Source organism: Dehalococcoides mccartyi 195 (assembly GCF_000011905.1).
In the GTDB taxonomy this organism is placed as follows: Bacteria; Chloroflexota; Dehalococcoidia; order Dehalococcoidales; family Dehalococcoidaceae; genus Dehalococcoides; species Dehalococcoides mccartyi.
The window spans coordinates 95,601-122,470 of sequence record NC_002936.3 but is presented as its reverse complement, the minus strand read 5'-3'; the positions used below and the strand labels follow the sequence as shown (position 1 = coordinate 122,470).

At 50.4% G+C, this 26,870-nt stretch carries 20 protein-coding genes and 1 pseudogene; 16 read left to right on the top strand and 5 right to left on the bottom strand.

All coding sequences use genetic code 11. The features are described 5' to 3' along the window. The first annotated feature begins 167 nt into the window (after positions 1-167). Positions 168-1,967: a 4Fe-4S binding protein gene (locus DET_RS00720; RefSeq protein WP_041223296.1), complete on the top strand. Its 1,800-nt coding sequence runs from the start codon at positions 168-170 to the stop codon at positions 1,965-1,967. Positions 1,968-2,101: 134 nt separating this feature from the next. After that, entirely contained in the window at positions 2,102-2,389 is a 288-nt protein-coding gene (locus tag DET_RS00715; protein WP_010935926.1) for a 2TM domain-containing protein, read from the top strand. On the opposite strand, the gene DET_RS00710 is transcribed toward DET_RS00715, so the two are convergent. After that, positions 2,386-3,882, bottom strand: a complete 1,497-nt coding sequence (locus DET_RS00710; protein ID WP_010935925.1) for an acetyl-CoA carboxylase biotin carboxylase subunit — start codon at positions 3,880-3,882, stop codon at positions 2,386-2,388. The genes DET_RS00715 and DET_RS00710 overlap by 4 nt on opposite strands. Then, positions 3,872-5,626: a sodium-extruding oxaloacetate decarboxylase subunit alpha gene (gene oadA, locus DET_RS00705; protein WP_010935924.1), complete on the bottom strand. Its 1,755-nt coding sequence runs from the start codon at positions 5,624-5,626 to the stop codon at positions 3,872-3,874. Before oadA ends, DET_RS00710 begins: the two co-directional genes overlap by 11 nt. 293 nt (positions 5,627-5,919) lie before the next feature. On the opposite strand from oadA, the gene DET_RS00700 reads away from it, so the two are divergent. The 9 genes and pseudogenes from DET_RS00700 to DET_RS00660 all read left to right on the top strand — a co-directional run bounded on the left by DET_RS00700 (position 5,920) and on the right by DET_RS00660 (position 15,045). Then, positions 5,920-6,462: a DJ-1 family glyoxalase III gene (locus tag DET_RS00700; RefSeq protein ID WP_010935923.1), complete on the top strand. Its 543-nt coding sequence runs from the start codon at positions 5,920-5,922 to the stop codon at positions 6,460-6,462. A 218-nt stretch (positions 6,463-6,680) separates the two neighbouring features. Continuing rightward, positions 6,681-7,280: a TetR/AcrR family transcriptional regulator gene (locus tag DET_RS00695; protein WP_080505013.1), complete on the top strand. Its 600-nt coding sequence runs from the start codon at positions 6,681-6,683 to the stop codon at positions 7,278-7,280. A gap of 11 nt (positions 7,281-7,291) precedes the next feature. Continuing rightward, a pseudogene (locus DET_RS00690) lies at positions 7,292-8,158 on the top strand (ABC transporter ATP-binding protein). Then, positions 8,155-9,213, top strand: coding sequence for an ABC transporter permease (locus DET_RS00685; protein ID WP_010935921.1), 1,059 nt, complete (start codon positions 8,155-8,157; stop codon positions 9,211-9,213). Before DET_RS00690 ends, DET_RS00685 begins: the two are co-directional and overlap by 4 nt. After that, the gene (locus tag DET_RS00680; protein WP_010935920.1) at positions 9,210-10,283 is read left to right on the top strand and encodes an ABC transporter permease; all 1,074 of its coding nucleotides are present in this window, start codon (positions 9,210-9,212) and stop codon (positions 10,281-10,283) included. Before DET_RS00685 ends, DET_RS00680 begins: the two co-directional genes overlap by 4 nt. Positions 10,284-11,027: 744 nt before the next feature. Then, complete coding sequence (locus tag DET_RS00675) at positions 11,028-11,831, top strand: 4Fe-4S dicluster domain-containing protein (protein WP_010935918.1); 804 nt, start codon at positions 11,028-11,030, stop codon at positions 11,829-11,831. Between the two features lie 53 nt (positions 11,832-11,884). Then, positions 11,885-12,949 (top strand): hydrogenase small subunit, encoded by a 1,065-nt coding sequence (locus DET_RS00670; protein ID WP_010935917.1) that lies wholly within the window; start codon positions 11,885-11,887, stop codon positions 12,947-12,949. A gap of 30 nt (positions 12,950-12,979) precedes the next feature. After that, positions 12,980-14,560 carry a nickel-dependent hydrogenase large subunit gene (locus DET_RS00665; protein WP_010935916.1) on the top strand — a complete coding sequence of 527 codons (1,581 nt, stop codon included), beginning with the start codon at positions 12,980-12,982 and terminating at the stop codon, positions 14,558-14,560. A 2-nt stretch (positions 14,561-14,562) separates the two neighbouring features. Further along, positions 14,563-15,045: a HyaD/HybD family hydrogenase maturation endopeptidase gene (locus tag DET_RS00660; protein ID WP_010935915.1), complete on the top strand. Its 483-nt coding sequence runs from the start codon at positions 14,563-14,565 to the stop codon at positions 15,043-15,045. A 68-nt stretch (positions 15,046-15,113) separates the two neighbouring features. On the opposite strand, the gene DET_RS00655 is transcribed toward DET_RS00660, so the two are convergent. Next, a complete protein-coding gene (locus DET_RS00655; RefSeq protein WP_041223295.1) occupies positions 15,114-17,033 on the bottom strand; it encodes an endonuclease/exonuclease/phosphatase family protein in 1,920 nt (639 codons plus the stop codon). A gap of 62 nt (positions 17,034-17,095) precedes the next feature. Then, complete coding sequence (locus tag DET_RS00650; protein ID WP_010935912.1) at positions 17,096-18,397, bottom strand: LemA family protein; 1,302 nt, start codon at positions 18,395-18,397, stop codon at positions 17,096-17,098. Positions 18,398-18,594: 197 nt separating this feature from the next. Here DET_RS00650 and DET_RS00645 point away from each other — a divergent pair, with 197 nt between their 5' ends. Further along, the gene (locus DET_RS00645; RefSeq protein WP_010935911.1) at positions 18,595-19,434 is read left to right on the top strand and encodes a DegV family protein; all 840 of its coding nucleotides are present in this window, start codon (positions 18,595-18,597) and stop codon (positions 19,432-19,434) included. Positions 19,435-19,587: 153 nt separating this feature from the next. After that, a complete protein-coding gene (locus DET_RS00640; RefSeq protein ID WP_041223294.1) occupies positions 19,588-19,953 on the top strand; it encodes a hypothetical protein in 366 nt (121 codons plus the stop codon). Positions 19,954-20,054: 101 nt separating this feature from the next. Here DET_RS00640 and DET_RS00635 read toward each other — a convergent pair whose 3' ends face one another. Next, entirely contained in the window at positions 20,055-21,041 is a 987-nt protein-coding gene (locus DET_RS00635) for an Mrp/NBP35 family ATP-binding protein (RefSeq protein WP_010935910.1), read from the bottom strand. Positions 21,042-21,510: 469 nt separating this feature from the next. Between DET_RS00635 and DET_RS00630 the strand changes: the two genes are divergently transcribed. From DET_RS00630 to DET_RS00620, 3 genes are read left to right on the top strand one after another with little or no spacing between them, the layout of a single operon-like run. Continuing rightward, complete coding sequence (locus tag DET_RS00630) at positions 21,511-22,449, top strand: 4Fe-4S dicluster domain-containing protein (protein ID WP_010935909.1); 939 nt, start codon at positions 21,511-21,513, stop codon at positions 22,447-22,449. Positions 22,450-22,469: 20 nt separating this feature from the next. Beyond that, positions 22,470-23,651: an NrfD/PsrC family molybdoenzyme membrane anchor subunit gene (nrfD, locus tag DET_RS00625; protein ID WP_010935908.1), complete on the top strand. Its 1,182-nt coding sequence runs from the start codon at positions 22,470-22,472 to the stop codon at positions 23,649-23,651. Next, on the top strand, positions 23,644-26,856 hold the full coding sequence (locus DET_RS00620; protein WP_041223293.1) for a tetrathionate reductase subunit A: 3,213 nt from the start codon (positions 23,644-23,646) through the stop codon (positions 26,854-26,856). The genes nrfD and DET_RS00620 overlap by 8 nt, the downstream gene beginning before the upstream one ends. Positions 26,857-26,870: the final 14 nt, after the last annotated feature.

Here is a 26,870-nt window from a genome sequence, read left to right as displayed (position 1 = left end):
CAGCTGCTTCAAAAGCCGGGTGGATAAAGAATTAAATGGGTGGTAGAATAGAGCAGTTTGGCTCACAGGTGAGCTTGCAGATTGACAATGTACTATATGTTGCAAGTATAATATCAGGAACTAGGTCTTTTAAATATCGGCTTAAATATTTTGTAGAAGAGACATATATGGCCAAAACAAAAGCACCTGCAGACAAAATGGAACCGGCTGAAGAAATCAAACAGGACGGCAAGGTAGTTTCTACCAAGCGCACCGCCGGCAGTGAGTTTTTCTGGACACAGAGCCGCTGCACCGGATGTAACCGCTGTGCCAGCATCTGCCCGGTAGATGCTATCAAACTGGACAGGGATAAGACACCCACCAAACGGGTCGGCACCGCTCCCTGCACCCGCGCCTGCCCCGCCGGATTGGATATCCCCCGCTATGTCCGCTTTGTAGCTGAGGGCAACGCCCCGGCTGCCACTGCTGTTATGAGAGAAAAGATACCCTTCCCTTCAGTGTGCGGTTATGTCTGTTTCCACCCCTGTGAACTGGAGTGCCAGCGCCAGAAATTTGACGAGCCTATTGCCATTCGGGCTTTAAAGAGATATGCCGCTGAAAATGACGACGGCAGTTGGAAAAATAACCTTAAAATTGCCCCTTCCACCGGCAAAAAGGTAGCTATTATCGGTTCCGGCCCAGCCGGGCTTACCTCAGCCTACTTTTTGACCCTGCTGGGGCACGAAGCAACTATATTTGAATCTATGGAATACGCCGGCGGCAAGATGTTTTACAGTATACCCGAGCATCAGCTGCCCAAAGATATACTCAATAAAGAAATTAAGGCCATCACCGACCTGGGCGTAACCATCCATACCTCCTGCCAGGTGCAGTCCGTACAGACCCTGTTAAAACAGGGCTACGATTCGGTTCTGCTTTCCACCGGCGTACTCGGTCTGGACGAAGGGCTGCTCCTTCCCTGTGATGAAACCGTTGAATCAGACCTGATGCAGGGCAGTGATTTCCTTAAGAATATAAAATCCTCCACCAAAGAAAGCCTGGGTGACAAAGTAGTAATAATAGGCGGCGGCAGCGAAGCTTACAACAGTGCCTTTGCCGCTAAGAGCCTGGGGGTCTCAGAGGTGCATCTGGTTTGCAGCCGCCACGCCGGCAGCAAGGAAGCCTCCCCGGAGGAAGTAGACCGGGCTATAGATGCAGGTGTGACTGTTCATCCCTCACTGGATTTTGCAAAGCTGGTCAGGCTGGACGGCAAAATTGAGGGAGTAGAACTTTTCCGTATCCGCTCTTACGGATATGACAAAGAAAATAAACTCCATTATGAGATAATAAATGATACCCGCCGCTTTATAGCGGCAGATACAGTTATCACTACGGTTACTCCCAATGAAAAACCGGGGGCGGATTATCTTTCCGTAGTCCAGCCCGGCGTATTTGCCGCCGGTGACGGCATCAGCGGTGCCCGCTCGGTCATTGAGGCTATGGCCGCCGGACGTTCGGTAGCCGGTCTGATTGACAAATATCTGGGGGGCGAAGGCAATCTGGATGAGACTCTGGCCCCGCCTGAAAAAAATATCAAACCCCTTAACGAACCTAAGGGTCAAAACCGCTCTCAGGTAGAGCTTAGTCTGGTAAAACAGGCCGGTGGCGACAAAGTGGAGATTGAAAAAACTCTGTCTCCCGAAGCTGCCAAGAAGGAAGCCCAGAGATGTCTGCGGTGTGATATTGTTCATCAGGTACATGACTATAGTCTGGATACCTCCAGCTGCACCTACTGCGGACGGTGCGTAGACGCCTGCTACTGGGATGCCATTACCAGCGGTTATGGTTATGAAGCCGCCGCCAAGAAACGCAAGGCAGAGATAACCGCTCTGGAGGAAAAGAACGGCGTTTACAACTACGCTATCCGGATTCTGCCTGTTGCCATAGGCCTTATGATAATAGCTGCCGCTGTGGCTAAACTTTTCTAATAGCAGATAATTCATAGCATTTGCAGACTGCCGGCTTTAAAACCCGGCAGTTTTTTTGTGCCCGGATTTAGCTCTAAAGGCTTGATAACCCCAGTGAAATAAAGCATAATTCTGGGTGAAGGAAGGCAGATAACATGAAACAGCTGACTGATGACGAAATCTACCGTATTGCCCAGAAAAGGGTCAAGGAAAAGAAGGATTTTTACAATCACCTGTCGGTTTATATAGTGATAAACCTGATGCTTATAGGTATCTGGGCATTTACCGGCAGTTCATACCCCTGGTTTATTTTCCCCCTGGGGGGCTGGGGTATCGGGCTGATTTTTCACTTCCTGAGTGTTTTCGGCTTCATGCGTGACGAAAGTGACTGGGAAAACAAGGAAATCCAGAAAGAGATTGGGCGTTTAAAGAAAAACCTTTAAACGCCGGTTATCTCATCTTCATCAATTTCAGCCGGAAGCTGGGTCAGAGCGGCAACCGCCGCAATAGCGGCAATCCTCCGGGTATCGTCAAATATTTCGGACAGCTTCTCTTCCAGCGGCTGTTCTTCACTCATGATACGCTTCATCTCATCAAGCAGGGTGGTTTCTTTTTCAATGAAATGGGTATGCAAATTCCCGGCCACAAAATTGGGATTAACCAGAACCGCCTTGTGGAAGGGGATATTGGTCTTCACCCCTACTATAATGTATTCGTAAAGGGCGCGCCGCATACGGGCTATGGCTTCTTCGCGGGTACGTCCCCAGACAATCAGCTTGGATATCATGGGGTCATACAGGTAAGGTATGTTATAGCGGGTATGAACGCCGCTGTCCACCCGCACCCCGATACCGCCGGGTGAACGGTAACCCTTTAGTTTGGCCGCCGAGGGGGCAAACTCATTCAAGGGGTCTTCGGCGTTTATGCGGCACTCTATAGCCCAACCCCGCATCTGGACGTCTTCCTGTTTGAAAGAAAGCTCATCTCCGGAGGCTACCATTATCTGTTCTTTGACTATATCTATGCCGGTAACCATTTCGGTAACAGGGTGTTCCACCTGCACCCGGGTATTGGCCTCAAGGAAGTAAAACTGGCCGTTTGAAAAGATAAATTCAATAGTACCGGCACCCTCATAGTTAACCCACTTGCCGGCCTTGATAGCCACTTCGCCCATTTTCTTGCGGAGTTCGGGGGTGATGACCGGTGAAGGGGCTTCTTCAATAAGTTTCTGATAACGCCGCTGGATAGAACATTCCCTCTCACCCAGATAAACCACATTCCCCTGTGAATCACCCATTATCTGTATCTCTATATGGCGGGGATTGGATATGTATTTTTCAATATAGACTTCGGCCAGACCAAAGGTATTTCCGGCTACTTTCTGGGAGGATTCTATGGCATCTTTAAGCTCGTCCGGGCCGTTTGCCACCCGCATACCGATACCGCCGCCGCCGCCGCTGGGTTTGATAATAACCGGGTAACCGATAGCCGCGGCCGCTTCGGTGGCCTGCTCAATACCGGAAACACAGCCCTCGGTACCGGGCAGTACCGGCACACCCGCTTTTTTCATTTCACGTCTGGCGGCAATCTTGTTGCCCATCAGCTCTATAACCCGGCTGCTGGGGCCTATAAACTTGATGCCGGCCTTTTCCAGAGCCAGTGCAAAACCGGGGTTTTCAGATAAAAAACCGTATCCGGGGTGAACCCCGTCTACCCCCGCTTTTTTGGCAGCCGAGACTATCTTTTTTATATTCAGATAGCTCTCAGACAGCTGGGAAGGGCCAATATGATAAGCTTCGTCTGCATACTTTACAAAAAGAGCGCCTTTGTCAGCATCGGAATAAACGGCAACAGTCTTTATGCCCAGCTCACGGCAGGCGCGCATAATACGTATGGCTATCTCACCCCTGTTGGCAACCAGTATTTTATTTAGCATCTGGCTCAATCACCATAATTACGTCTTTGCTGCCCACCACTTCGCCCTCATAAGCATATATCTCTGAAACTACCCCGCTGACAGCGGCGGTAACATCGTTTTCCATCTTCATAGCCTCAATGGTGGCCACCACTTCACCTTCGCTAACCTTGTCCCCTTCCTTCACCTTCAGGGAAAGGAGCATACCCTGCATGGGGGAGACAACTGCCCCGGGGTGTGAGGCCGTAGGCTTGGCAGCTTTGGGGGCTTCGCCAACCGCACCGGCCTTAGCGGAAACCTTGACCGTAAAGACTTCTCCGTCTACCTCAACGCTGTATTCAGCCGAACCATTAAAGACCGGAGCGGATTTAGCTTCGGTTTTGGCTTCAACTTTGGCTGCTTCAGGGGTGGACGGCAAAAGGCACTCTTCCTTGCACTCACCCTTGAGGAACTTGGCCGCTACCTCAGGGTACATGGCATAAGTCAAAAGGTCTTCTTCGGTTTTGAGTATACCCAGCTTTTCACCTTCGGCCTTCATCTTGGGCAGTTCCGGCTCAAGCAAAGCCCCCGGCCTGACACTAATGGGTTTTTCATCACCGATAATAGCTTTGCGTATTTCTTCATTTACCGCACCGGGTATTTTGCCGTAATACCCCAGCAGGTAATTTTTAGTTTCTTTGGTAACCTGTTTGTAGCGGGCACCGCTCAGCACATTTAAAATAGCCTGCGTGCCTACAATCTGGCTTGACGGGGTAACCAGCGGGGGGTAGCCCAAATCCGCCCTTACTTTGGGTACTTCGGCCAGTACCTGCGGCAGTTTGTCAAAGGCATTCTGCTGGCGAAGCTGGCTGACCAGATTTGAAATCATACCGCCGGGTATCTGGTGGAGAAGCACCCCGATACTCGGCTGGGTGGCTTCGCAGGTATAAAGGCAGCGGTAAGTAGAGCTTATTTTATTAAACTCCTCACCTATTTCGCTCATCAGTTCCAGATTAAGCCCGGTATCCAGTTTCGTACCCTGAAAAGCGGCCACGAAACTTTCGGTAGTGGGCTGGGACGTACCCCAGGCAAAGGCGGAGAAGGCGGTGTCTATTATATCCACCCCGGCCTCGGCCGCGGCATAATAAGCCAGAGGTGCCATGCCGCTGGTGCAGTGGGAGTGGAGGTCTACCGGCAGTTTGACCTTGGCTTTTATAGATTTTACCAGCTGGGCGGCAGCGGTGGGGGTAATAAGCCCGGCCATGTCTTTAATACAGATAGAATCACAGCCCATCTTTTCCAGTTCCACTGCCATCTCGGCCAGATTTTCTACGGTGTGAATGGGGCTGGTGGTATAGCAGATAGTACCCTGAACGTGAGCCTTAAGTTCTTTGGCCGCCTGAACGGAAACTTCCATATTGCGGGTATCATTCAGGGCATCAAAAACCCGGAAAATATCTATGCCGTTTTTAACGGACAAACGGACAAACTCACGCACTACATCATCTGCATAGTGACAGTATCCCACCAGATTCTGCCCGCGGAGAAGCATCTGGAGGGGGGTATTGGGAGCTTTCTGGCGTATAAGGCGCAGGCGTTCCCAAGGGTCTTCGTTCAGGAAGCGGATGCAGGAGTCAAAGGTAGCGCCGCCCCAGACCTCCAGTGAATAAAAGCCGACCTTATCCAGCTTGGCGGCAATATCAATCATGTCACGGGTACGCATCCGGGTAGCTATCAGTGACTGGTGCGCATCCCGCAGAGTGGTATCTGTTATCTTTATACCCATATTATTAACCTACCGTCTATATTAGTAATCCGGTTGCTATTAGCTCAGAAAGGACATCTGAAAATACTGAGGCAAAAAAGCTGGAAGTGAAGTTAATTCTATCTTAGCCCCATTGGACTGTCAAGAAACGGCAAGCATTAGCCGTTCATTAACAAGGCTTGAAAGGCTATGCTTTTATAGCTGAAACGGCAGATTTCACTTCGGCGTGTTTCTGGAATATAATGTTAACCCTCCAAAGGTATTACTCGACCGCGTGCGGGCATAACTATTTTTATTCGTTTTCGGAGGAAAATATGAGCCGTTTTGCCGTTTTGTTAGCCGAAGGTTTTGAAGAAATAGAGTTTTGCACCATTACGGATATCCTCCGGCGGGCAGACCTTGAGGTAAAAATAGTGGGGCTTAAAAACGGTCTTACCGGCGGCTCAAGGGGAATCCGCATCATGCCGGATTTGGGTATAGATGAGCTGAAAAGCAGCGACTACGAAGTGCTGGTTCTGCCCGGCGGCAATCCCGGCTTTATAAATATGGGCAAAGACCAGCGGGTGCTTGAGCTTATCCGCAGCGCCCACGCCGAAGGCAAATATCTGGCAGCTATCTGCGCCGGGCCGGCCGTCCTTTCCCGGGCCGGGGTAATAAACGGCAAAGAAGTTGCCATATATCCGGGGGTTAAGCACCTGCTAAAAGGCTGTACTGCCTGTGACCTGCGGGTAAAGGTGGAAGGCAAACTTATTACCGGGCGAAGCCCCCAGGCCGCCATGGATTTTGCCCTGACCCTTATGGATATGTTTGCCAAACCCCAGGCCGCTAAGGTGGTACGTGACGAAATGCTGGTTTAGATACCGCACCATCTGAAATAAAACGGGGGGCTAAAAGCCCCCTTTTGTATTTAAACCACTTGACTATTCCCTATGGCAGCACCTGTTCGCAAAAAATATTTCCCGGAAGATATTGACTTAATTGTAGTAAAGTTATAGCATTACTACAGTATTATATTCCAAAGGGGGAGCAAATTCCCTTGACCAGAACCAAATAGAGCACTGCCAGCCGTGACAAAATAATCTCGGCCGCCACCCACCTTTTTTTGAACTCACATGATGCCGGCAAAGTAAGTATGGAAGATATTGCCCGCAAGGCCAGAGTTTCCCCCACTACCATTTACAACAATTTCGGGGGCAGAAAAGCTTTGGTACAGGGGGTAGTAAAAAAAATAATAGATGACAACATTGCTCAGGCAAAAAGCATTATGGCCGGCTCCCTGCCCTTCCCTGACAAAATACAGCTGATACTCTCCAACAAAAATGATATGGCCGGAAAAATGCCGGAAGAGATACTGAAAAAACTGGTGTACATGGACGATGATGTGGCCGCTCTGATACAGGAAATCTACCAGAAAGAAATTCAGCCCATGTGGCAGAAACTGATAGCGGACGGCAAAGCCGAAGGATACGTAGACCCGTCCATCTCCGAAGAAACCGCCTTTATTTACCTTAAAATAATGCGTGACGGCTTTAATGCCAACGCCGCCTTATTTGAACCCTCCAAAGACAAAATAAACCTGATGATGGGGCTTTCCCGGATAATGATGTACGGCTTTTTCAAAAACGATGCCTGCCCTATTCCAACCCGCCAAAATATTCAGGCAAAAACCGGCTGAAGGAGTAACTGATGAGTCAAATATCAATTTCAGTAGAAAAGCTAAGCTACTGGTACGGAGACCTCAAAGCGGTAAACGGGATAAGTTTTGAGGTTGGATAGGGTGAAATTCTGGGTTTTCTGGGTCCCAACGGGGCAGGTAAAACCACCACTCAGAAAATGCTGACCGGCCAGCTCAAACCGAAGGACGGCCGGGCTACCCTGCTGGGATTTGATGTGGCCAAGGATACCGAGGAAATCCACCGGCGGATAGGCATCTGTTTTGAACAGACCAATCTGTACGAACAAATGACCGCTCTGGAAAACCTCCAGCTTTTTGCTGACCTTTTCGGGGTGAAAAACTTTGACGGTTATGCCCTTTTAAAAAGGGTGGGGCTGGCCGGACGGGAAAAAGACAAGGTGGCCGGTTACTCCAAGGGCATGAAACAGCGCCTTATGATAGCCCGCTCCCTGGTAAACACCCCCAGCATACTCTTTATGGACGAACCCACTTCCGGGCTTGACCCCGTATCTTCAGAATCTATCCGGGACATCATACTGGAAGAACGCAAACGGGGGGCAACCATATTTTTAACCACCCATGACATGTGGGAAGCAGACAAACTGTGTGACCGGGTAGCCTTTATCAACGAAGGCTCTATTGCCGCATTGGATACCCCGGTTAACTTAAAACAGCAGTACGGCAAACGTTCCCTGGTGGCCAAAATAAAAACCCCGGACGGAAAACTGGAAAACAGAGAGATTGCCCTGGATACCGGCAAAACCTCCGCAGAGGTCAGCAAGCTCCTTGATAGCGAACAGGTGCTGACCCTGCACAGCGAAGAAGCCACTCTGGAAGATATCTTTATAAAGATAACCGGACGGAGGCTGACCGAATGAACTTTCGCATTATAAAAGCCCTGCTGAGAAAGGATTTTTCCCTTTTCCTACAAAACCGCTTTTATATGCTGATGACTATTGTCGGGCTGGTATTTTATATAATTATCTTCTTCATCATGCCCAACAAAGTGGACGAACAGCTTAAAGCGGGTATATACGCCCCGGTCATGCCGCCGGCATTTTCAGTACTGGTGGCAGACCCGGCAAACAGCCTCTCCAACTATGACTCGCTGGAAGATGCCAAAACCGCAGTGGAAAACGGGGATACCCAGGCAGTTATTGCCCTGCCCGAAGATATCATGCAGGTTTGGGCTTCAGGCGGCAAACCTGAAATAGATATCTATTATTCGTCATCTGCCCCGCTTGAGCTGCGGGATGCCATAATCAGCCTGGTGAAAGAGCTTTCATATATCCAGACCGGCCAGTCAATTACCTTTGATACCAACGAGCAGGTAATGGGACAGGATATGCTGGGTGAACAGATACCCATGCGCAACCGGATGGTACCCCTGCTGGCCATATTTATACTTATGATGGAAATACTCAGCCTGGCCAGCCTGATAGCCGAAGAAAACGAACAGGGTACGGCCAGAGCCCTGCTGGTAACCCCTATGAGCGTACCCGAACTCTTTGCCGCCAAAGGTATAATAGGGGTTGGCATGGCACTGGGGCAGGTGGTGCTCTTTATGCTGCTGGTCGGGGGGTTCAGCTCCCAGCCGCTTATAACCTTAAGCGTGCTTATTTTGGGCAGCCTTATGGTAACCGGGCTGGGCTTCCTGCTGGCCTCGCTTACCAAGAGCCTTATGTCAGTGACCGCCTGGGGTATGCTGCTGTTTATCATTCTGGCTATACCCGGCATGGGCATAATGTTCCCCGGCCTGATAAGCAGCTGGGCTAAGGTAATACCCTCGTACTACCTGACAGATACCGTAAACCGGGTGGTTAACTACGGGGCAGACCTAAGCGTAGTGGGCGGAAACCTGCTTATCCTGCTGGGCTTTACCGCCGTAATAGTAGCAGCCGGTATTGTTGTCCTGCGGAGGCGTTACCAATGAGCATAAAGCACATCATCACCCTTTTTAACCGCGAAGTAATCCACGGCCCTAAGGACGTTACCTTTATAATGGTAGTGGTAACCCCCATACTTATTTCCCTGTTTATATCTCTGGCTTTCGGCAATATTTTTTCGGAAAAACCCAAGCTGGGGCTGACTGATTTGGGCAGCTCCCAGCTTGTAAGCCTGCTGAAAGAAAACAGCACCCTGCTTATTAAGGAATATCCTGACGAAGCCACCCTTAAAGAGGCGGCTACAAGCGGTGCGGTAGACATGGGGCTGGTACTGCCGGCAGATTTTGATACCGCCCTTATCCAGACCAATACCCTCAAGGCTAGTGCCTATGTCTGGGGGGAAAGCCTGGCTAAAAACCGCATGATTATCCCGGCGGTGCTGGCTGATACCGCCAGACAGATTACCGGGGCGGAAGTGCCGGTGGAGATAAACTCCATCTCACTGGGAGATGAGCAGAACGTACCCTGGTCTGACCGTTTGTTTCCCTTCGTGGTACTCATGGCCATGTTCTTCAGCGGGCTGATGCTGCCGGCCAGTTCCCTTATAGATGAAAAACAAAAACGCACTCTGGAAGCAGTCAATATCACCCCGGCCACTCTGGGCGAAATATTTACCGCCAAGGGGGCCATAGGCACTCTGCTGGGCTTAATTATGGGGCTTATTATACTCGGTATGAACTCAGCTTTCGGCAATGCCCCTCTGCCGCTGGTACTGATGCTAATACTGGGTTCGCTCATGGCCTCTTTGCTGGGGCTTCTGGCAGGTGCCTTTATAAAGGATATGAACACCCTTTTTGCCGTCTGGAAGTTCGGCGGGCTGCTCCTTTTCGGACCGGCTTTCATTTACCTTTTCCCCCAGATACCCCAGTGGATAGGTTACTTCTTCCCCACCTATTACATCTTAAAACCGGTAGTAGACCTGAGTATTTATGATGCCGGCTGGTCTGACATAGCCCTGAACGCAGGTATAACCGTGATACTGGTGGCTATACTGCTGGCAGTGGTTTCCAACGTAGTCAAACGCATGTCAAACTCTGCCCTGCGCCTTTATACCTGACAAAATTCTTTGGGTTAAAACATAAAGCCGCTCTGTCCAGAACAGAGCGGCTTTTTTATGATTGCTGGCGGTGTACGGCTCTAGAAAGCCTGTTCCTTGGTAACCTGAGCCAGATTTATCCGGCTAATAACTGTTTTTTAAAACCCCAGAGTACGCATGATAGTTATCTGACCAGAGGCGTACCCTCCCGTTTATCCCGCAAATTTCCCCTGACTTGCCCTGATACTTTCATCTTTGTAGTCAATTCATCTTTATATTTTCTGCCTGCCGCATAGCTCACGAAGCAAACACCTGTTTGACACTCAGTATTACGGGTGTTAAAATTCTTCGCTCAGCAGGCAATCTGAAGGAGTGTGCGAAGCTGCCTGTTAATATATAAGCCCGGCACCTCTACTTCCTTATAATCTTTTATAAAATAATAGGTAATATTTTTCGGCCTTACGATTAAGACCTAGTATCAAAGTACTAATACCCCTTTGACGATGTAAAAACCTGTGTGTTACAATACATCAGTTAAAAACTGAAATTCTGCCTGCCTCTGGCAGAAAAAAAGGCTTAGTGCTAACGGCGGACAACCGAAAGAAAGTATTAGAACTTTGCAGGTTGCACGCAGGTGGTGTTTAGAGGTATTCTAGACAATATGGGTTTTATACCTTTTTTGTAAAATACCTGCACAGTATCATTTGGTTTATGCAATACAGGGCGAGGCCCTTTAGAGATTAAAGCACAAGGGGGGCAACAGGAATGCCTAATGGAATGCTGATTGATACCACTAGATGTACTGGTTGTCGAGGCTGTCAGGTAGCCTGTAAACAGTGGAACGAAAACCCTGCTGTCAAGACAACTTTCAGTCCTGAAGTGACCAATCCCCTGGAACAGAACGCATTCAACTACAACCTGCTGGAGTGCAGGGAGATTGAAGAAGACGGAAAACTTAACTGGATTTTCGCTCACAAGAGGTGTTTGCACTGCTATGAACCGGCTTGCGTTTCGGTATGTCCGGTCGGTGCCCTCCACAAACGGCCTACCGGTGCAGTAGTCTGGGATCAGGACAAATGCTTCGGCTGCCGTTACTGCCAGAACGCCTGCCCCTTCCAAATCCCCAAATTTGAGTGGGATGACAACTGGGCTAAAATCACCAAATGCACCATGTGCTGGAACAGAGTGGAAAACGGTGTAGAACCGGCTTGTGCAGCTACCTGCCCCACCGGTGCTATCAAATTCGGCGAACGGGCTGACCTGCTGGCCGAAGCCTATGAAAGACTTGCAAATGACCCTGACAGATATTACCCCTATGTTTACGGCGAAAAAGAAGCCGGCGGTACTCATGTTTTGTATTTAAGCAGTGTTGAACCCGAAAAAATCGGCTTTGACATGCATGAGAATGAGTTCTTCCCCAGCTTCACCAGAGAATTCCTGGGCAACATACCTTTGGAAATCTCTATAGTAGCTTCGCTGATGGTTGGCATATGGTATTTCCGCGGCCGCAGAATTCAGGCGCAGGCACACGATGCCGAGCATGCTGAAAACAAGGCTGGCAAGCACTAGACCGGCGTAAGCGGGTTTAGACAAAAGAACCACTTTGGAATGGAGTAGGAAAAATGTTTAATACTAAACTTACTAGACGGGATTTTGTACAGCTAGCCGCCGGCTCTACCGCCGCCCTCAGTCTGGGTGCTTTGAAGCTCCCCGAATTTGAAAAAATGTTTGCCGAGGCTTTGAAAGAAATCCCGGTAATATGGCTCCAGGGTGCGGGCTGCAACGGATGCACTATCTCTACTATCAACGTTGTTTCACCCACCATCCAGGATTTGCTGCTTACTTCGGTAGTCCCCGGTACTCATGTATCCATGCAGTACCACCCCACTATCATGGCCGCTCAGGGTGATTTGGCTATGAGCACTATCACCGATACCGTGGCCAAAGGGCCGTTTGTACTGGTACTTGAAGGCTCTGTACCCCTCAAAGATAACGGGATTTATGCTGAGGTAGGCGAAGAGAACGGCGAAGGTATCACCATACTGGAGCATGTACTGAATCTGGCTCCCAAGGCACTGGCCATTGTGGCTGCCGGTACTTGTGCCGCCTTCGGAGGCATCACCGCTGCCGCCCCCAACCCCACCGGTGCCAAGGCTCTTGAAGAAATTCTTAAAGACCATAATATAACTACCCCGGTTGTAAACCTGCCCGGCTGCCCTCCTCATCCGGATTGGGTAGTGGGCACTCTGGCTACCATACTTATGAGCGGACTTGACGCACTTGACCTTGATAAGATGGGCCGCCCCAAGGCTTATTACGGCAAACTCCTTCATGACCAGTGCCCGCGCCGCGGTCACTACGAAAAGGGTTTGTTTGCCACCAAACTGTCCGAGCCTTACTGTCTGTTCCTGGTAGGCTGCAAAGGTCCGGTGACCTATGCTGACTGTTCTGACAGGCTCTGGAACAATAAAACCCGCTGGTGCGTAGAAGCTGATTCTCCGTGTATCGGCTGTGCCCACCCCGGCTTCCCGGATGCGGTTTCTCCCATGTTTGAAGCACCGCCTGTTATCAATAGTACTGACAAACTGGCTATCGGTATTGCCGGTACTGCCGTGGTACTGACTGCCGGTGTAGCAGCCGTAGAACTTGCTAAAAAAGCCAAGCGGAATGCCGCAAAAAAGGGTTAGTAGACCGTAATCTTACCTTTGGAGAAGAAAATGCAGAAGATAGTAATTGACCCCATAACGAGGATTGAAGGTCATCTAAAAATCGAAGCCACCGTAGACGGCGGCGAGGTTAAGGATGCCAAGTGTGTCGGCACTCTGTTCCGCGGCTTTGAAATATTTATGAAGGACCGTGACCCGCGTGATGCTGTTCACATTACCCAGCGCATCTGCGGCGTCTGCCCCACCTCCCACGGCACTACCGCCGCTTTAAACCTGGACTCTGCCTTTGGTGTAGCTGACAAGATACCGAATAACGGGCGGATACTCCGCAACCTTATTCAGGGTGCCAACTACATTGCTTCTCACATAGTCCATTTCTACCATTTGGCCGCTCTGGACTATGTAGACGTAACCGAAGTAGCAGATTATGACGGCACTGACCCTGAACTTTTGAAAGTTAAAGATTTCATTGCCCGGGCTCTGGCTGCCGGTGATATGTCCATGCTGGCGCCTTTCTACCCCAGATACGAAGGTGATTACCGCCTGCCCAAAAAGGTAGCCCAGGCCGCAGTTGCCCATTATGTTGAAGGCCTGAATATGCGCCGCCTGGCTCATGAAATGTCCGCCATTTACAGCGGCCGTCTGCCCCACAGCGTGGCAGTGGTTGCCGGCGGTGTTACTTCACACCCCAGCATAGACAGCATTTCAAACTTTATGAGCAAGCTGAATACCCTGCGCAACTTTATTGATAATGTATACATACCTGACGTTATTGCAGTAGCTGAGTCCTATCCTGATTACTTCGGTATCGGTGTGGGCTGCGGCAACCTGCTCAGCTATGGTGTGTTTGACCTTGAGGCCAGCGGCACTAATCTGGCTACCCGCCAGAGGCTGTTCACTCAGGGTGTGGTTTCCGCATCTGACCTGGCTCACCGCACCTTTGACCCCAGCAAGATTACCGAATCCATCAAATACAGCTGGTTCAAGGGTGATACTACTGAATATCCCCTGAACGAGGTAACCGAACCTGAATTTACCAAGGCTGACGGCTATTCCTGGCTTAAAGCCCCCCGCTACGATGGCACTCCCTACGAAGTAGGCCCTCTGGCCCGTATGGTAGTCAACTACGTATCCGGTGACCCCTTGGTTCAGCAGATGGTGAATGATACCCTGTCCCATTTCGGTGCCGGTCCTGCTGCCCTCTTCAGCACCCTCGGCAGACATGCCGCCCGTGCTCTGGAATGCAAGATTGTGGCTGACGAAATGGTCAAGTGGCTGATGGAACTCAAGATTGGCGAACCGGTTATTGCTGATTATGAAATACCCGAAACTGCCGAAGGCATGGGCCTCTGGGAAGCCCCCCGCGGCGCTCTCGGCCACTGGATAAAGATTGAAAACCACAAAATAAGCAACTACCAGTGCGTAGTGCCCACCACCTGGAACTGTTCGCCCAAGGATAATCAGGGTGTTTACGGTCCGGTGGAGCAGGCGCTTATCGGTACTAAGGTACGTGATAATGACAATCCCTTTGAGCTGGTTCGTATTGTCCGCTCGTTTGACCCGTGTCTGGCTTGTGCCGTTCACCTGGTCTCTCCCACCGGCAACGAAATCAGCCGCTTCCGCGTATACTAAGTATGTTTTTTAATCCGGGGAGTGAATCTCCCAAACCTATATTGGTCCTGGGTACAGGCAATATACTCTTGAGTGATGAAGGTGCCGGGGTACGCTGCATAGAGCGGCTATCCCGGTTTCCTGTTCCTGAAGATGTGGAGCTGTATGACGGCGGCACCGCCGCCATGGATTTACTGGACGTGATATCCGGGCGTGAAAAAATATTTATACTGGATGCGGTTCACGGCGGAGACGAACCCGGCATGATATACCGCTTCCGCCCCGAAGATATCAAAACCGAGCAGAAAATAGATATCTCTTTCCACCAGATGGGGCTGATGGAAATACTTAATCTGGCCAAATACCATGACGCCCTGCCAAAGGATATTATAATCTACGGTATCCAGCCCGGCAGTATGGCACCGGGGTTTGAGCTTACCCCGGCAGTAGACAAGGCTGTAAACCGGGTGGTGGAAATGATGAAGGCAGAGCTGGACATCAAGTAACCCCGGCTATAAATACCGGACTTACAAGGGCGGGCTTTTACCGCCTTTTTTTTATTACCCAGATATCCTCAGGAAAGCCGTATATCGGCAATAATAGCCAGATGATCTGAGGCCAGACTAAATACAGTATAAGAATCCAGATACTCTATATCAGGCGAAGCCCAGATATAATCTATTCTCTGGTATAAATCTGCCGCATGGTAAGTAAGAACCGAAGTCTGCCCCTCCAGGCTGTCAGAAAAGCCTGCCTGCCGCAGTATAGCTATCTCCGCTGAATCCGGTTCGGCATTGAAATCACCCATTATTACAGTAGAGGGGGCATGGTGCCAAAAATCTGCCAGCTCCTCTGCCTGAATAACCCTCACCTCCCCTTCTTCGGGCACGTGGTGCAAATGGGTAGCCGCCAGGTACAGATACCTGACACCCAAATCCAGTACAGCGTTCAGATAGCCCCGTTTGATAGGCAGACCTTCACTTTCCAGACTGACATTGTGGGTATCCAGTATGGGATATTTGGATAATATGGCATTCCCCCAGTATTCACCGGCAGTAGCCCCAAAAGCGAAGTGCATATTCAGCCGCTGGGCAAGCCACTCCAGCATATCCACCCGCCCGCTTATCACCCAACCGCGGGAAATTTCCTGTAAGGCCACCACATCCGCCCCGCTGTCTTCAATAACCCTGGCCAGAGCTTCCAAATCCAGCTTACCCTGGGTATTAAACCCGTTATGTAAATTATAAGTCATAATACGCAGAGTGCCGCTAAACTGAGGTGCAGCCGGAGGCGTTTTATAGGTAAGCAAACCTAAAAGGGGCAGCGTCAGGAGCAGTATGGACATAGTCGGCAAAATAAAGCGTTCACCCTTAAAGTCCAGCAGAGGCAGGCACTCCCGCCCTGAATACAAGCCCAAAACCACCACCATAAGCCCGGCCACAAGCTCCAAGACTGTATTATCATACGGCACAGCCACCTGATACACCGCATAATACCCCAGCAGGAGCACAACGAATAAAATCATGCCCAGCCCGTTAGGCAAGTTCAGGCTTTCAGGCTGCCCCTCAGCCATTCTGCCGCCAATATAGCGGAGAATCACCCCGAACAGGAGTATCAATGCCAGCTGCCCCAGAAAATGCTGGGCAAGACTTATAGCCGCCACTCCGCCTGAAATACCGGTCAGGGAAAGTATCAAAAACAGGCTGGCAATCATGGACAGCAGCCTTATATGCCTTTGGTTGAGTGAAAACACCCAGAGTATGCCCACTAAACCCAGTGATAAAGCCCCCAGCACAAATAAAGAAGCAACCGGGCTGGAAAAACCGCTGAGGGCAGACAGCCGGGCAATATTGCCGAAAACTACCAGTTCTAAAAACAGGAATGGCCCTATCACCAGCCAGCCCAAGCCATTGTTACTGGCAGCCGGTCCCTCTGCCAGAGGCATATGCACACTAAGCAAAAATAATATAAACGCCGCTATCACAGCACTAATCAGCAAGGGAAAAACCGAAGGCTGGTTTACCAGGTCATAAGTGCCAAATCCGGCAGACAAAGCGGCATTCAGCAGTAAGCCGAAGACAACCCCCGCCCCGAAATGCCCCACTGAAGATGCCCCCCGCACCCGGGCACTATCCAGATAAACCGCCAAAAAAACAGCAAAGAGAGACAGACCCAAAGCAGAGCAGATAAAGTTTATCAGAGGCTCGGCAAAGCCTATCTGGGCCAGCAGGCTGAGTATGGCCACTCCGCCGGCACTGAAAATAATGGCTTTATAACTGCATAACAAACCGCGCAGAGGCTTAGCCAGAAAGGACAGACCGAAAATAACAAGGGCAATTAGTCCCAGCACCCCTGCCCCCTGCCCGAAGCGGTCACCCAGTATCCAGGTCATACCTGAACTGAATAGCGGAAACAGACTCACCGCCAGGGTAAAAACCATTGCCGGCAACAAAAATTCCACTGCACCCGGCTTTTCCTGAAAAAATCTCCTCATGCCTGCCGTACCTCACTTTCTAACCACGCCTGTCCGCCAGCAAGTATTGCCCAGAACTTTTTTTATTCTGCCAGTTTCACCTCAGGGGCTGTCCGCTCAAGGTCACTGGCATTTATAAGCACCCGCTCTTTAAAGCCAAAAATCCCGGCCAGCAGACGGTCAGGGAATATCTCACGGCGGGTATTATAAAAAGTAGCTATAGAGTTATAGTAGTCACGAGCCAAAGCTATCCGAGACTCGGTAGCCGCCAGTTCCTCCTGGAGTTTCAGAAAGAGAGTATCTGCCTTGAGTTCGGGGTATTTTTCCATATTAAAAACCAGTATGGCAGAGGCACTCCGGATATCCGTAGTATCCTGCCCGTTTACCTTGGAGATAGTGCGTACTTCCGCCAGCATCTCCTGCAGCTCATGCTCATGCTTAGAAAAACCCGCTACACTCTTTGCAAGGTTGGGTATCAGGTCAAAACGGCGTTTCAGCTGTATATCCACCTGGGCATATCCCTGGCAAACCCTGTTCCGAAGCCCCACCAGACTGTTATAACCCGCCCAAAGCCAGCCCAGCAGCCAGCCAAAGAGATAAAACCCCAGCCACCAAACCGCACCCCAGCCCGGATTAAAACCCTCAGCACCCTGCTGAGACAAAAGTAACCCGCTGCCTAAAGATACCAGCAAACCCAGGATTATCCAGAACCAGAACCAGCCGCTGTAACTGCGGCTTATCTGCTTCTCAGTCCGGGTGGAAATCACATACATAGGGGCAGATTTGTCTTTGGCTATTTCAGGGGCAACTATATCCCCCCGTTCCCGGGATTGTCCCATTATGTAAAGCTCTGCATGCAGCGGGATAGCTTCCTCGGTAAAACGGCGCCGGTGGTCAGAATTAGCTATACTCCCCTGCGGGCCTTTGGCATAGTACAGCGGGTCACTCCGGCCGCAGGTCTGGTCAAACAGGGTTTGGGGCTGGATATCCGCCCCCTCCGGCTGTATAAGGATAATCCCCGTTTCGTCCTTAAGGTAAAACGGCTGCATCTCTTTGCCGGAGGCCACCTGTGTCCAGCCGCTCTCCTGCCGGGTACGGACACCCACATGCCCCTTAGCATCGGTATAAGTTTCAGTCACCAGACGTGACCAGTGTTCCTCTACTTTATAATGATAGTAAACGCACTTCTTAGCCGAAAGAAAGCCGGTAAAAGGATTTTCGCTTTCAGCCCTGCCTTTAAGCTCAACCAGACCGATAAATACCTCTTGGGTACGCGAAGTGGGTATATCATCTACCAGCCGCTTGCGCCGCATCACCCGGAATGCCAGCACCAAAGCCACCAGACTAAGTGCAAAAACCAGATAACCCCAAATCTGAAACTCCATTCGCCCACTCCCCGGTAAAGCTTAGTTGGTATTTATCATAACATACCCGCCTTCCAGACGGATAAAAGCTATCTGTAATGAATATTCAAAATATTACCATTTGTCTAATTATATTAATAAAATTTTACACAAAAGTGTTATACCAGTATACTGTGGGAACTGCCCATAAATTTCAACAAGGAGTTAGTAAATTCCACATGACCATTAAAATAGTCACTGACAGCACTGCTGATTTACCGGCTGACCTGGTAAAAAATCTGGGGATTACGGTTGTACCTCTTTACGTCCATTTTGGCACTGAAGTATTCCGTGACGGTGTGGATATAAATAAGGAAACCTTTTTTCACAGGCTGATACACGGCGGCATCCACCCCAAAACCTCCCAGCCCAGCCCCGAAGATTTTGCCAATGTCTACCGTGAGCTGGCTAAAGATAATACCACCGGCATTGTATCCATCCACATTTCCTCTAAATTCAGCGGCACTTACCAGTCCGCCATAGAGGGCGCCAAACTTTCGGGCGTAAGCTGCCCCATAGAGGTTATAGATTCCCGTCTGCTCTCCATGGGCATGGGGCTTATTATCAAGGCGGCTGCCGTAGCCTCCCGTTCAGGCAAAAAGCTGGGGGAGATTGTGGAAGACTGCAAGAACAGCATACCCAAGATAAAGCTGATGGGCTTTTTTGATACCCTGCGGTATGTTCAGGTGGGCGGGCGGCTTGGCAAAGCCAAAATACTTATGGGCTCTCTGCTGGGGGTAAAACCCGTACTGACAGTGGCAGACGGCGAATACCAGCCCTGCGGCAGGGTACGCAATACCGCCAAAGGTTTGGAGCGGCTGGTGGAGTTTGCCAAAACAGGTAAAAACATAGCTGATTTCAGCGTAATCCATTCTACTACCCCGGAAACCGCCCATAAACTGGCTGATATGCTTAGTGATATTTTCCCCAAAGACCAGACTATACTTGCCCAGCTGGGAGCTGTTCTGGGGACTCACGGCGGCCCCGGCACCCTCTGGGTGGCCTACAGGGAATCTTGATAATCATATATAAGATACTGTATTTAATTGAGCGGGGGGAGTATTCCCCCCTTTTTATATTATCCCCGGCCTTTTACATGCTATACTTTAAATATAGGGGGCTACTTAGCACCCCACTTGAGCTTACTCTACCCGGCAGGCAGGGAGGATTAAATGAGCTTTGCAGCAATATTTTCAATAGTTATCGGTGTGCTTGTTATTTTCCAGTGGAGAGAAAACCTTAACCGGCGGGCGCTCCAGGACCCCAACAAAGGCTATAAATCCAGGTGGGGTACGTATGAGCTCATACTCCGCTCAGCTGCCGAATTTGCCACCGCCCTTATGCTTATTCTGGCAGGTACAGGCTTGCTGTCTGAACAGAGCTGGGGGGAAAGCCTGTATCTGCTGGCAACCGGTATGTTTATTTATTCAGCCATAAACAGCCCCGGTTACTTTGTCCAGCAGAAAAACTGGTCAGTAGTGGCCGCTTATGCCATAGCTTTGGAGCTGGCCATACTGGGGGTAATACTCTTCCTCTAGGCCAAAAACATGGTTAAAACAGGTTTAGCCTCAGTTTTAAACGAATATAAAAAAAGGGCAGACCTTCTTAGGTCTGCCCTTTTATCTTGATTATGACTTTATTATGAGCGGGAAATAGCCTTTTCCAGCTCATCCAGCAAGGGGTGCTGGTACTTTTCAATATTCCCGTTATCGCATAAGGCCGCCAGAGCAGGGTCCAAGGGCATTTGACCTATAAAAGGCACGCCTATTGATTTGGCCAACTCTTCGCCGTGTCCGGCACCGAAAACCTCAATCTTTTTATCCAGTTCGGGGACTTTCAGATAAGCCATATTCTCCACTAAACCGATAATGGGTTTTTCCATTTTTTTGGCCATGCTCACCGCTTTTCTGGCCACCATCTCCACCAGACCCTGAGGGGTGAAAACAACCAGAATACCCGAAATAGGCAGCGCCTGTAAGACCGTAAGTGCGGCATCACTGGTACCGGGAGGCAAATCCACCACCATGTAATCCAGCTCTCCCCAGAGTACATCATCCCAGAACTGGTTAATCATCTTGGAAATAAGCGGCCCGCGCCAGATAACGGCATCATCCTGATTAGTCAATAATAAGCTGGTGGATACCAAAGAAATACCCCCGCGGGATTGAACCGGCAAAATAGCCTCTTCGTTACCTATAATCTTCTGGTTGGCACCAAACATTTTGGGTATACTTGAGCCGGTTATATCGGCATCCAGTATGCCCACCCTGTACCCCTGACGGTTTAAGGCCACCGCACACAAACCTGTTATAAGGGATTTCCCTACCCCGCCCTTGCCGCTCATAACAGCCACTACTTTTTTAACCCGGTTGAGATCTTTCAGAGGCACTGTAATATACTCAATCTCAAGGGTTTGTTTTTTAAGTACCGGCTTTAGAGCCAGCTCTATTTCCTGCCGCAAAATCTGCCGGCTGTCTTCGGATAAACCGGCGCTGGCTACTTTGACTGCTATTTTATCCGGCTGAACCGTAACCTCCCGCAACAGATTAAGCTCGGCCAGGGTAGTTCCAGCCGCTGCGACCTTTACTTTCCCCAGTATTTCCCGTATTTCAGCTTCAGTAGACATAATCCAGATATTCTCCCGTGTATTTTATTTAAAACCTACACCTGCCAGCCCCGCCGTCAGGTTCACTTAGCATAACTGCACCACATCAATAAATACCAGTTTGCAGTCCGGAATTTACTCTGTTATTATGAGCATATGCCCGTTAGTAATATTATACCAATACCCTAAAAGCGTCAACGCGCGTAAAGCAGAGTAATACCGGATATATTTCATGAGTAAATCTGGCCAAATGCACCCCCAAAACTGTGCTATAGTAATTATAAGGCCAAAAGCGAATCAGAGTAAATTGACAGCGAGGTGTTGTATTCATTATACTCTACCAAGTGGTACTAGTACCTAAGAACTAATACTACTTGGTACCCCAAGATAATACCCCAGCCTCGCAATATCTATCACCCCTAATCTCCGGAACAGCCAAACTAAACAAGGTATCTTGTTAGATAAGTATCAAGTATGGCAGGAGTGAGCGATGACAGATAAACGTAAACAGGGAAATTCCCAGTCAACTCCCCCTCCAACCCGCAGGGATTTTATAAAAAGCTCCGGTGGTGTGCTGGGTCTGGCAGCTATAATAAAGCTGGACGAAGGCACTCAGAATTTCAAAGCGGCTGTTGCACCCCCCTCTGCGGCCAGCTTTCCGCCGGAAGAAACCACTTTCCTTCCCAGCCCTGTTAAGGAAGACCCCCTTATCCGGATGCAGGAAGATTTGCGCCGGGCCATGCAGAAACCAGCCGCCGAACGCCACTGGGCTATGGTAATAAACCTTAGGAAATGTGTCGGCTGTCATGCCTGCACCGAAGCCTGCATCTCGGAAAACAAACTCCCTCCGGGGGTGATATACCGCTTTGTTATGGACGAAGAGATGGGCCAGTACCCTAATGTCTCCCGGCGTTTCACTCCCCGCCCCTGCATGCACTGTGACAATCCCCCCTGCACCAAAGTCTGCCCGGTGGGTGCCACCTTTAAACAGCCGGACGGGATAGTGGTAATTGACTATCACCGCTGCATAGGCTGCCGTTTTTGCATAGTGGCCTGCCCTTATGTTGCCCGGACTATGGACTACGGCGATAACTATCTGGAAGACGAACCTGAGGACTCCGGCCTGGTGCTGGGTTATGAGCAAGGCGGGGTCTGGCAAAGTGCCCCCAGTTTTGAATACGGCTACCAACATTCACGCACCCCCAAACGGGACTCACCCATCGGCAATGCCAGAAAATGCCATTTCTGTCTGCACCGCTTGGAAAAGGGCATGCTGCCGGCCTGTGTCACCACCTGCATCGGCCGGGTAAACTACTTCGGTGATGCCAATGACCCTGACAGCCTGGTTTCGGAACTGATAGCCAACCCGGGCATTATCCAGCTTAAATCAGAGCTGGGCACTGACCCTTCAGTTTATTATTTATTTTAAGGGGAGGAGTACCGCAAACCATGAATTGGAAAAGGATAGCCCTGGGTATATTAATCCTTTCCCTGGCGGCCGGAGTCTGGGGATTCCTGATGCTCCTCAACAACGGTCAGCAGATGCTCGGACTGGGCAGTTTCGTAGTCTGGGGCTTGTGGATGGCACTCTACGTATTTTTTGCCAGTACCGCAGCCGGTATGTTTTTTATAGCCTCGCTGGACCTGCTTTTTAAGGTTAAAACCTTTACCGGCACGGGCAAGATATTTATGCTGGCTTCGCTGACCAGTCTGGGTGCCGGTCTGGTGCATATTCTTATCAACGAAGGCCGCCCCGAACGGGTAATGAACGTATTTCTGCACCCTAACTTTGATTCGGTGCTGGCCTGGTCTGTCTGGATTTATACCCTGATTGCCCTGGCTACGGCCGCAATTTTATTCGTTCTGTTTATGCCCCAAAAACGCCTGCCTTTCCCCAAAGAACCGGTAGTAAAATGGCTGATGATTTTGGGTTTCCCGGTAGCAGTTATTGCCAGCGGGGCGGTGGGATTTACCCTTAGCACCCAGTCTTCACATTCATTCTGGAGCGTGGGTCTTTTTCCGGTACTCTTCCCTATCTTCGGTATGTCCGCCGGGTTCGCCCTGTCACGCATTATAGTTGCCCTGTACGGAGATAAAAAAAGCCCCGGTTACCCCCGCCTGGCCAGGACTATGGTAATTTCCACCATGATTTTACTGCTTGCCATTACCTACATAATAGGCTCGGTGCTGTTTGTGGGCATATATGACGCCACCCCGCCCACTATCGAAGCCGCCAACTATATAATGTTCGGACAGTACTGGTACGGCTTCTGGATAGTCCAGATGGGTCTGGGCATTGTGGTAGCCATGGCAGCTCTAATCACCATTCTGGTTAAACCCGGCTTATCCAAAAAACCGGCCTGGGGGCTGAGTGTAGGTGTGCTGGTGCTTCTGGGGGCGGCTGTTGCCCGTTTGAATTTTATCATTCCGGCTCAGGTAGTGGCCGGGGCAGACTTTTTATCCAGCCCCATTATAGACAGCAGATATATAGACAGCTACATACCCACCCTGCCCGAATGGGCGCTTTCAGCGGGGGTGACGGCCGCAGCCATTCTGGTATTTTACATGGTGGCCAGGATGATGAAACTGATACCTGTCAGAATTGGAGATGAGGAAACCGGCAATGAATAATGAAAGGCAAGCCAAAAACCCCTCCGGGGGCATAACCTGGGCTAATTTTATAAAGGTTTCCGCTTTGCTGGGGGGTACTGCCCTGCTGTCCGGCTGCGAGCTGGTGACCCACCCCAGAAAGATCCTGGGCGACAATGATTATTCTTTATCCAGGCCCGAAGATATTATCTACAGCACCTGCCAGCAGTGTGCCACCCAGTGCAGTATAAAAGTAAAGCTGGTTGACGGGGTCATTGCCAAGGTGGACGGAAACCCGTTCAGCCCCTGGAATATGATGCCCCAGCTGGATTATAAAACACCGGTAACTACCTCTGCCCTGACAGACGCCAGCATCTGCCCCAAAGGGCATTCGGGTGCCCAAACTTCGTATGACCCGTTCCGTCTGGTCAAGGTAATAAAGCGTGACGGCCCCCGCGGCTCAAACAAATGGAAGAGCATCCCCTTTGACCAGGCAGTAGAAGAAATAGCCAGCGGCGGCAAACTTTTTTCAAACGTACCCGGTGAAGAAAACCGGAACGTGGAAGGCTTAAAAGATATCTGGGCCTTGCGCTCCCCCGAAGTAACAAAAGCCATTAACACTGATATAAAGGCTATCTGGGCTGAAAAAGATGAAACTAAAAAAACAGCTCTGGTAGAGGCCTTTAAAGAAAAATACCGGGATTATCTGGATAAATTTATAGACCCCAACCACCCTGACCTTGGGCTGAAAAACAACGGCTTTTGCTATATGTTCGGGCGGACCCAGGGCGGACGGGTGGATTTTATAAAACGCTTTACCCATGACGCCATGGGTTCTATAAACGCTCATGGACATACCACAGTCTGCCAGGGCAGTTTATTTCAGTCAGCCAAGGCCTTAAGTGCCAAGTTTGATTCCGCAACCGGCGAATTTATAGAAGGTGATAAATTTTACTGGATGGCCGATATAGGCAAAAGCGAATTTGTCATCTTCACCGGCGCATCCCCCTTTGAGGCCAGCTTCGGCCCAACCAGCCGCGCCATGCGTATAGCAGACGGGCTGGACAGCGGCCGGATGAAATATGCGGTGGCAGACCCGCGTTTCTCCAAGGCCGCTTCAAAGGCCTGGAAATGGCTTCCGGCTAAACCCGGTACCGAGGGGGCTTTGGCACTGGCTTTAATCCGCTGGATATTTGATAACAACCGCTATAACGCCAAATACCTAGCCAATGCCAACAAAGCCGCCGCTGATGCAGACGGAGAGCCCACCTGGAGCGGCTCCACCTGGCTGGTAAAGATAGATGCCGAAGGCAAGGCCGAAAGGTTTCTTCGGGCTTCGGATATCGGCCTGGAACAGGGCAGCTTCGGCTTTGATACCCCGCTGATTATGAAAAACGGAGAACCCGCCCGGTTTGACCCGAATGATACCGTAAATGCGGCTGAAGGTGAGCTGCTCATTGACACCGTTATAAACGGTTTGCGGGTAAAAAGCAGTTTGCAGATACTCCGGGACGAAGCCTCCAGCCACACTCTGGAGGAATGGGCTGAAATCTGCGGGGTAAAGGCGGATGACCTTGCCGAAACGGCCAGCGAATTTACCAGCCACGGCAAAAAAGCGGCAGCGGATGTCCACCGGGGAGTCAGCCAGCATACCAACGGCTTTTATAACGCCCTTGCCTGGTGGAACCTGAATATGCTTATAGGCAACTATGACTGGCAGGGCGGCATGCTCAAAGGCTCTGCCTATGATATCAGCGGCAGCAAAGCCGGCGGCCCTTTTAATCTGGGCAAGATGAAGCTCGGCGCCCTTACTCCCTCCGGCATAAATATAGTAAGGTACGGGCATATATACGAAGATACCACCCTGTTTAAGAGTCAGGGTTATCCGGCCAAGCGGAACTGGTATCCCCTTTCGGAGGATGTTTATCAGGAGGTTATCCCCTCGGCCGGAGATGCCTATCCCTACCCTATCAAGGCTCTTTTCCTGCATATGGGTTCACCTGTTTACGTAGTCCCGGCCGGGCATACCGCTCTGGAGTTTCTGTCAGACCCGGAAAAACTGCCCCTGCTGGTTGTTACCGATATAGTGGTAGGTGAAACCTCCATGTATGCAGATTATATCTTCCCGGACCTGACCAATATGGAACGCTGGGAATTTGCCGGCAGCCAGAATACTATCCCCTTTAAATCCCAGCCGGTCAGACAGCCTGCTATTGCCCCGCTGGTGGAAATAGTGAAAGTATTCGGTCAGGACATGCCCCTTTCCATGGAAACCATGCTGCTGGGGCTGGCCGAAAAAATGGGCTTGCCGGGCTTCGGGCCGGACGGGCTGGGTAACGGCATACCCCTTAACCACTTTGATGACCTCTACATTAGAATGGCGGCTAATCTGGCTTTCGGCGAAAAAGCTGACGGCTCTGATGCTGTGCCTGATGCAGACGAAGAAGAAATACGCATATTTACCCAGGCCAGACGCCATCTGCCGGATAATATTTACAACCTTGAACGCTGGAGCAGCCTGGCGGGTGAAAACTGGCCAAAGGTTGTTTATATGCTAAACCGGGGCGGCCGCTTTCAGGACTATGAGGGTGGCTACCCGGCCAACCAGCAGCTGGGCAACAAATACGGCCGCCTGTTCAACGTATTTTTGGAAAAAACTACCGAAGTCAAAAACTCGCAGACGGGTGAACCCATCCCCGGCCATGCCTGCTATATTACCGCCGGGCGGGATTGCTACGGGCAGGAGCTGAATGATGAGAAAAACGGCTATGACTTAAACCTGATTACCTACAGGGAGATTGCCCGCACCCCTACCACCGCCGGCAATTATTATCTGAACCCCCTGTTGCCTGAAAACACGATACTGATTAACCAAGCTGATGCAGACAGGCTTGGCTTGACCAAAACAGATATAGTCAGGGTGGTATCCGAAAGCAATCCCAGGGGCGTCTGGAATCTGCGGAACGGTCAGGAATGGCCTATGAACGCCAAACTAAATATTATGCAGGGTATCCGCCCCGGGGTAGTAGCCTTTTCACTGGGATACGGCCATTTCGCCTACGGCGGGCTGGATATCACCATTGACGGTGAGCTTATTCCGGGTGAGGCCAAACGCACCAAGGGGGTGAACGCCAACGCCGCCATGAGGGTAGACCCCCACCTGAAAAATACCTGTCTGGTGGATACCATCGGGGGCAGTGCCGTTTTTTATGATACCAAGGTCAGACTGGAAAAAGTTAATACCTAACCAAAGTACAAGGA

Bases quoted from the DNA above. Each gene is read 5' to 3' on its own strand.
- DET_RS00720 (WP_041223296.1), top strand. From the start codon at position 168: ATGGCCAAAACAAAAGCACCTGCAGACAAAATGGAACCGGCTGAAGAA.
- DET_RS00715 (WP_010935926.1), top strand. From the start codon at position 2,102: ATGAAACAGCTGACTGATGACGAAATCTACCGTATTGCCCAGAAAAGG.
- DET_RS00710 (WP_010935925.1), bottom strand. From the start codon at position 3,882: ATGCTAAATAAAATACTGGTTGCCAACAGGGGTGAGATAGCCATACGT.
- oadA (WP_010935924.1), bottom strand. From the start codon at position 5,626: ATGGGTATAAAGATAACAGATACCACTCTGCGGGATGCGCACCAGTCA.
- DET_RS00700 (WP_010935923.1), top strand. From the start codon at position 5,920: ATGAGCCGTTTTGCCGTTTTGTTAGCCGAAGGTTTTGAAGAAATAGAG.
- DET_RS00685 (WP_010935921.1), top strand. From the start codon at position 8,155: ATGAACTTTCGCATTATAAAAGCCCTGCTGAGAAAGGATTTTTCCCTT.
- DET_RS00680 (WP_010935920.1), top strand. From the start codon at position 9,210: ATGAGCATAAAGCACATCATCACCCTTTTTAACCGCGAAGTAATCCAC.
- DET_RS00675 (WP_010935918.1), top strand. From the start codon at position 11,028: ATGCCTAATGGAATGCTGATTGATACCACTAGATGTACTGGTTGTCGA.
- DET_RS00670 (WP_010935917.1), top strand. From the start codon at position 11,885: ATGTTTAATACTAAACTTACTAGACGGGATTTTGTACAGCTAGCCGCC.
- DET_RS00665 (WP_010935916.1), top strand. From the start codon at position 12,980: ATGCAGAAGATAGTAATTGACCCCATAACGAGGATTGAAGGTCATCTA.
- DET_RS00660 (WP_010935915.1), top strand. From the start codon at position 14,563: ATGTTTTTTAATCCGGGGAGTGAATCTCCCAAACCTATATTGGTCCTG.
- DET_RS00655 (WP_041223295.1), bottom strand. From the start codon at position 17,033: ATGAGGAGATTTTTTCAGGAAAAGCCGGGTGCAGTGGAATTTTTGTTG.
- DET_RS00650 (WP_010935912.1), bottom strand. From the start codon at position 18,397: ATGGAGTTTCAGATTTGGGGTTATCTGGTTTTTGCACTTAGTCTGGTG.
- DET_RS00645 (WP_010935911.1), top strand. From the start codon at position 18,595: ATGACCATTAAAATAGTCACTGACAGCACTGCTGATTTACCGGCTGAC.
- DET_RS00640 (WP_041223294.1), top strand. From the start codon at position 19,588: ATGAGCTTTGCAGCAATATTTTCAATAGTTATCGGTGTGCTTGTTATT.
- DET_RS00635 (WP_010935910.1), bottom strand. From the start codon at position 21,041: ATGTCTACTGAAGCTGAAATACGGGAAATACTGGGGAAAGTAAAGGTC.
- DET_RS00630 (WP_010935909.1), top strand. From the start codon at position 21,511: ATGACAGATAAACGTAAACAGGGAAATTCCCAGTCAACTCCCCCTCCA.
- nrfD (WP_010935908.1), top strand. From the start codon at position 22,470: ATGAATTGGAAAAGGATAGCCCTGGGTATATTAATCCTTTCCCTGGCG.
- DET_RS00620 (WP_041223293.1), top strand. From the start codon at position 23,644: ATGAATAATGAAAGGCAAGCCAAAAACCCCTCCGGGGGCATAACCTGG.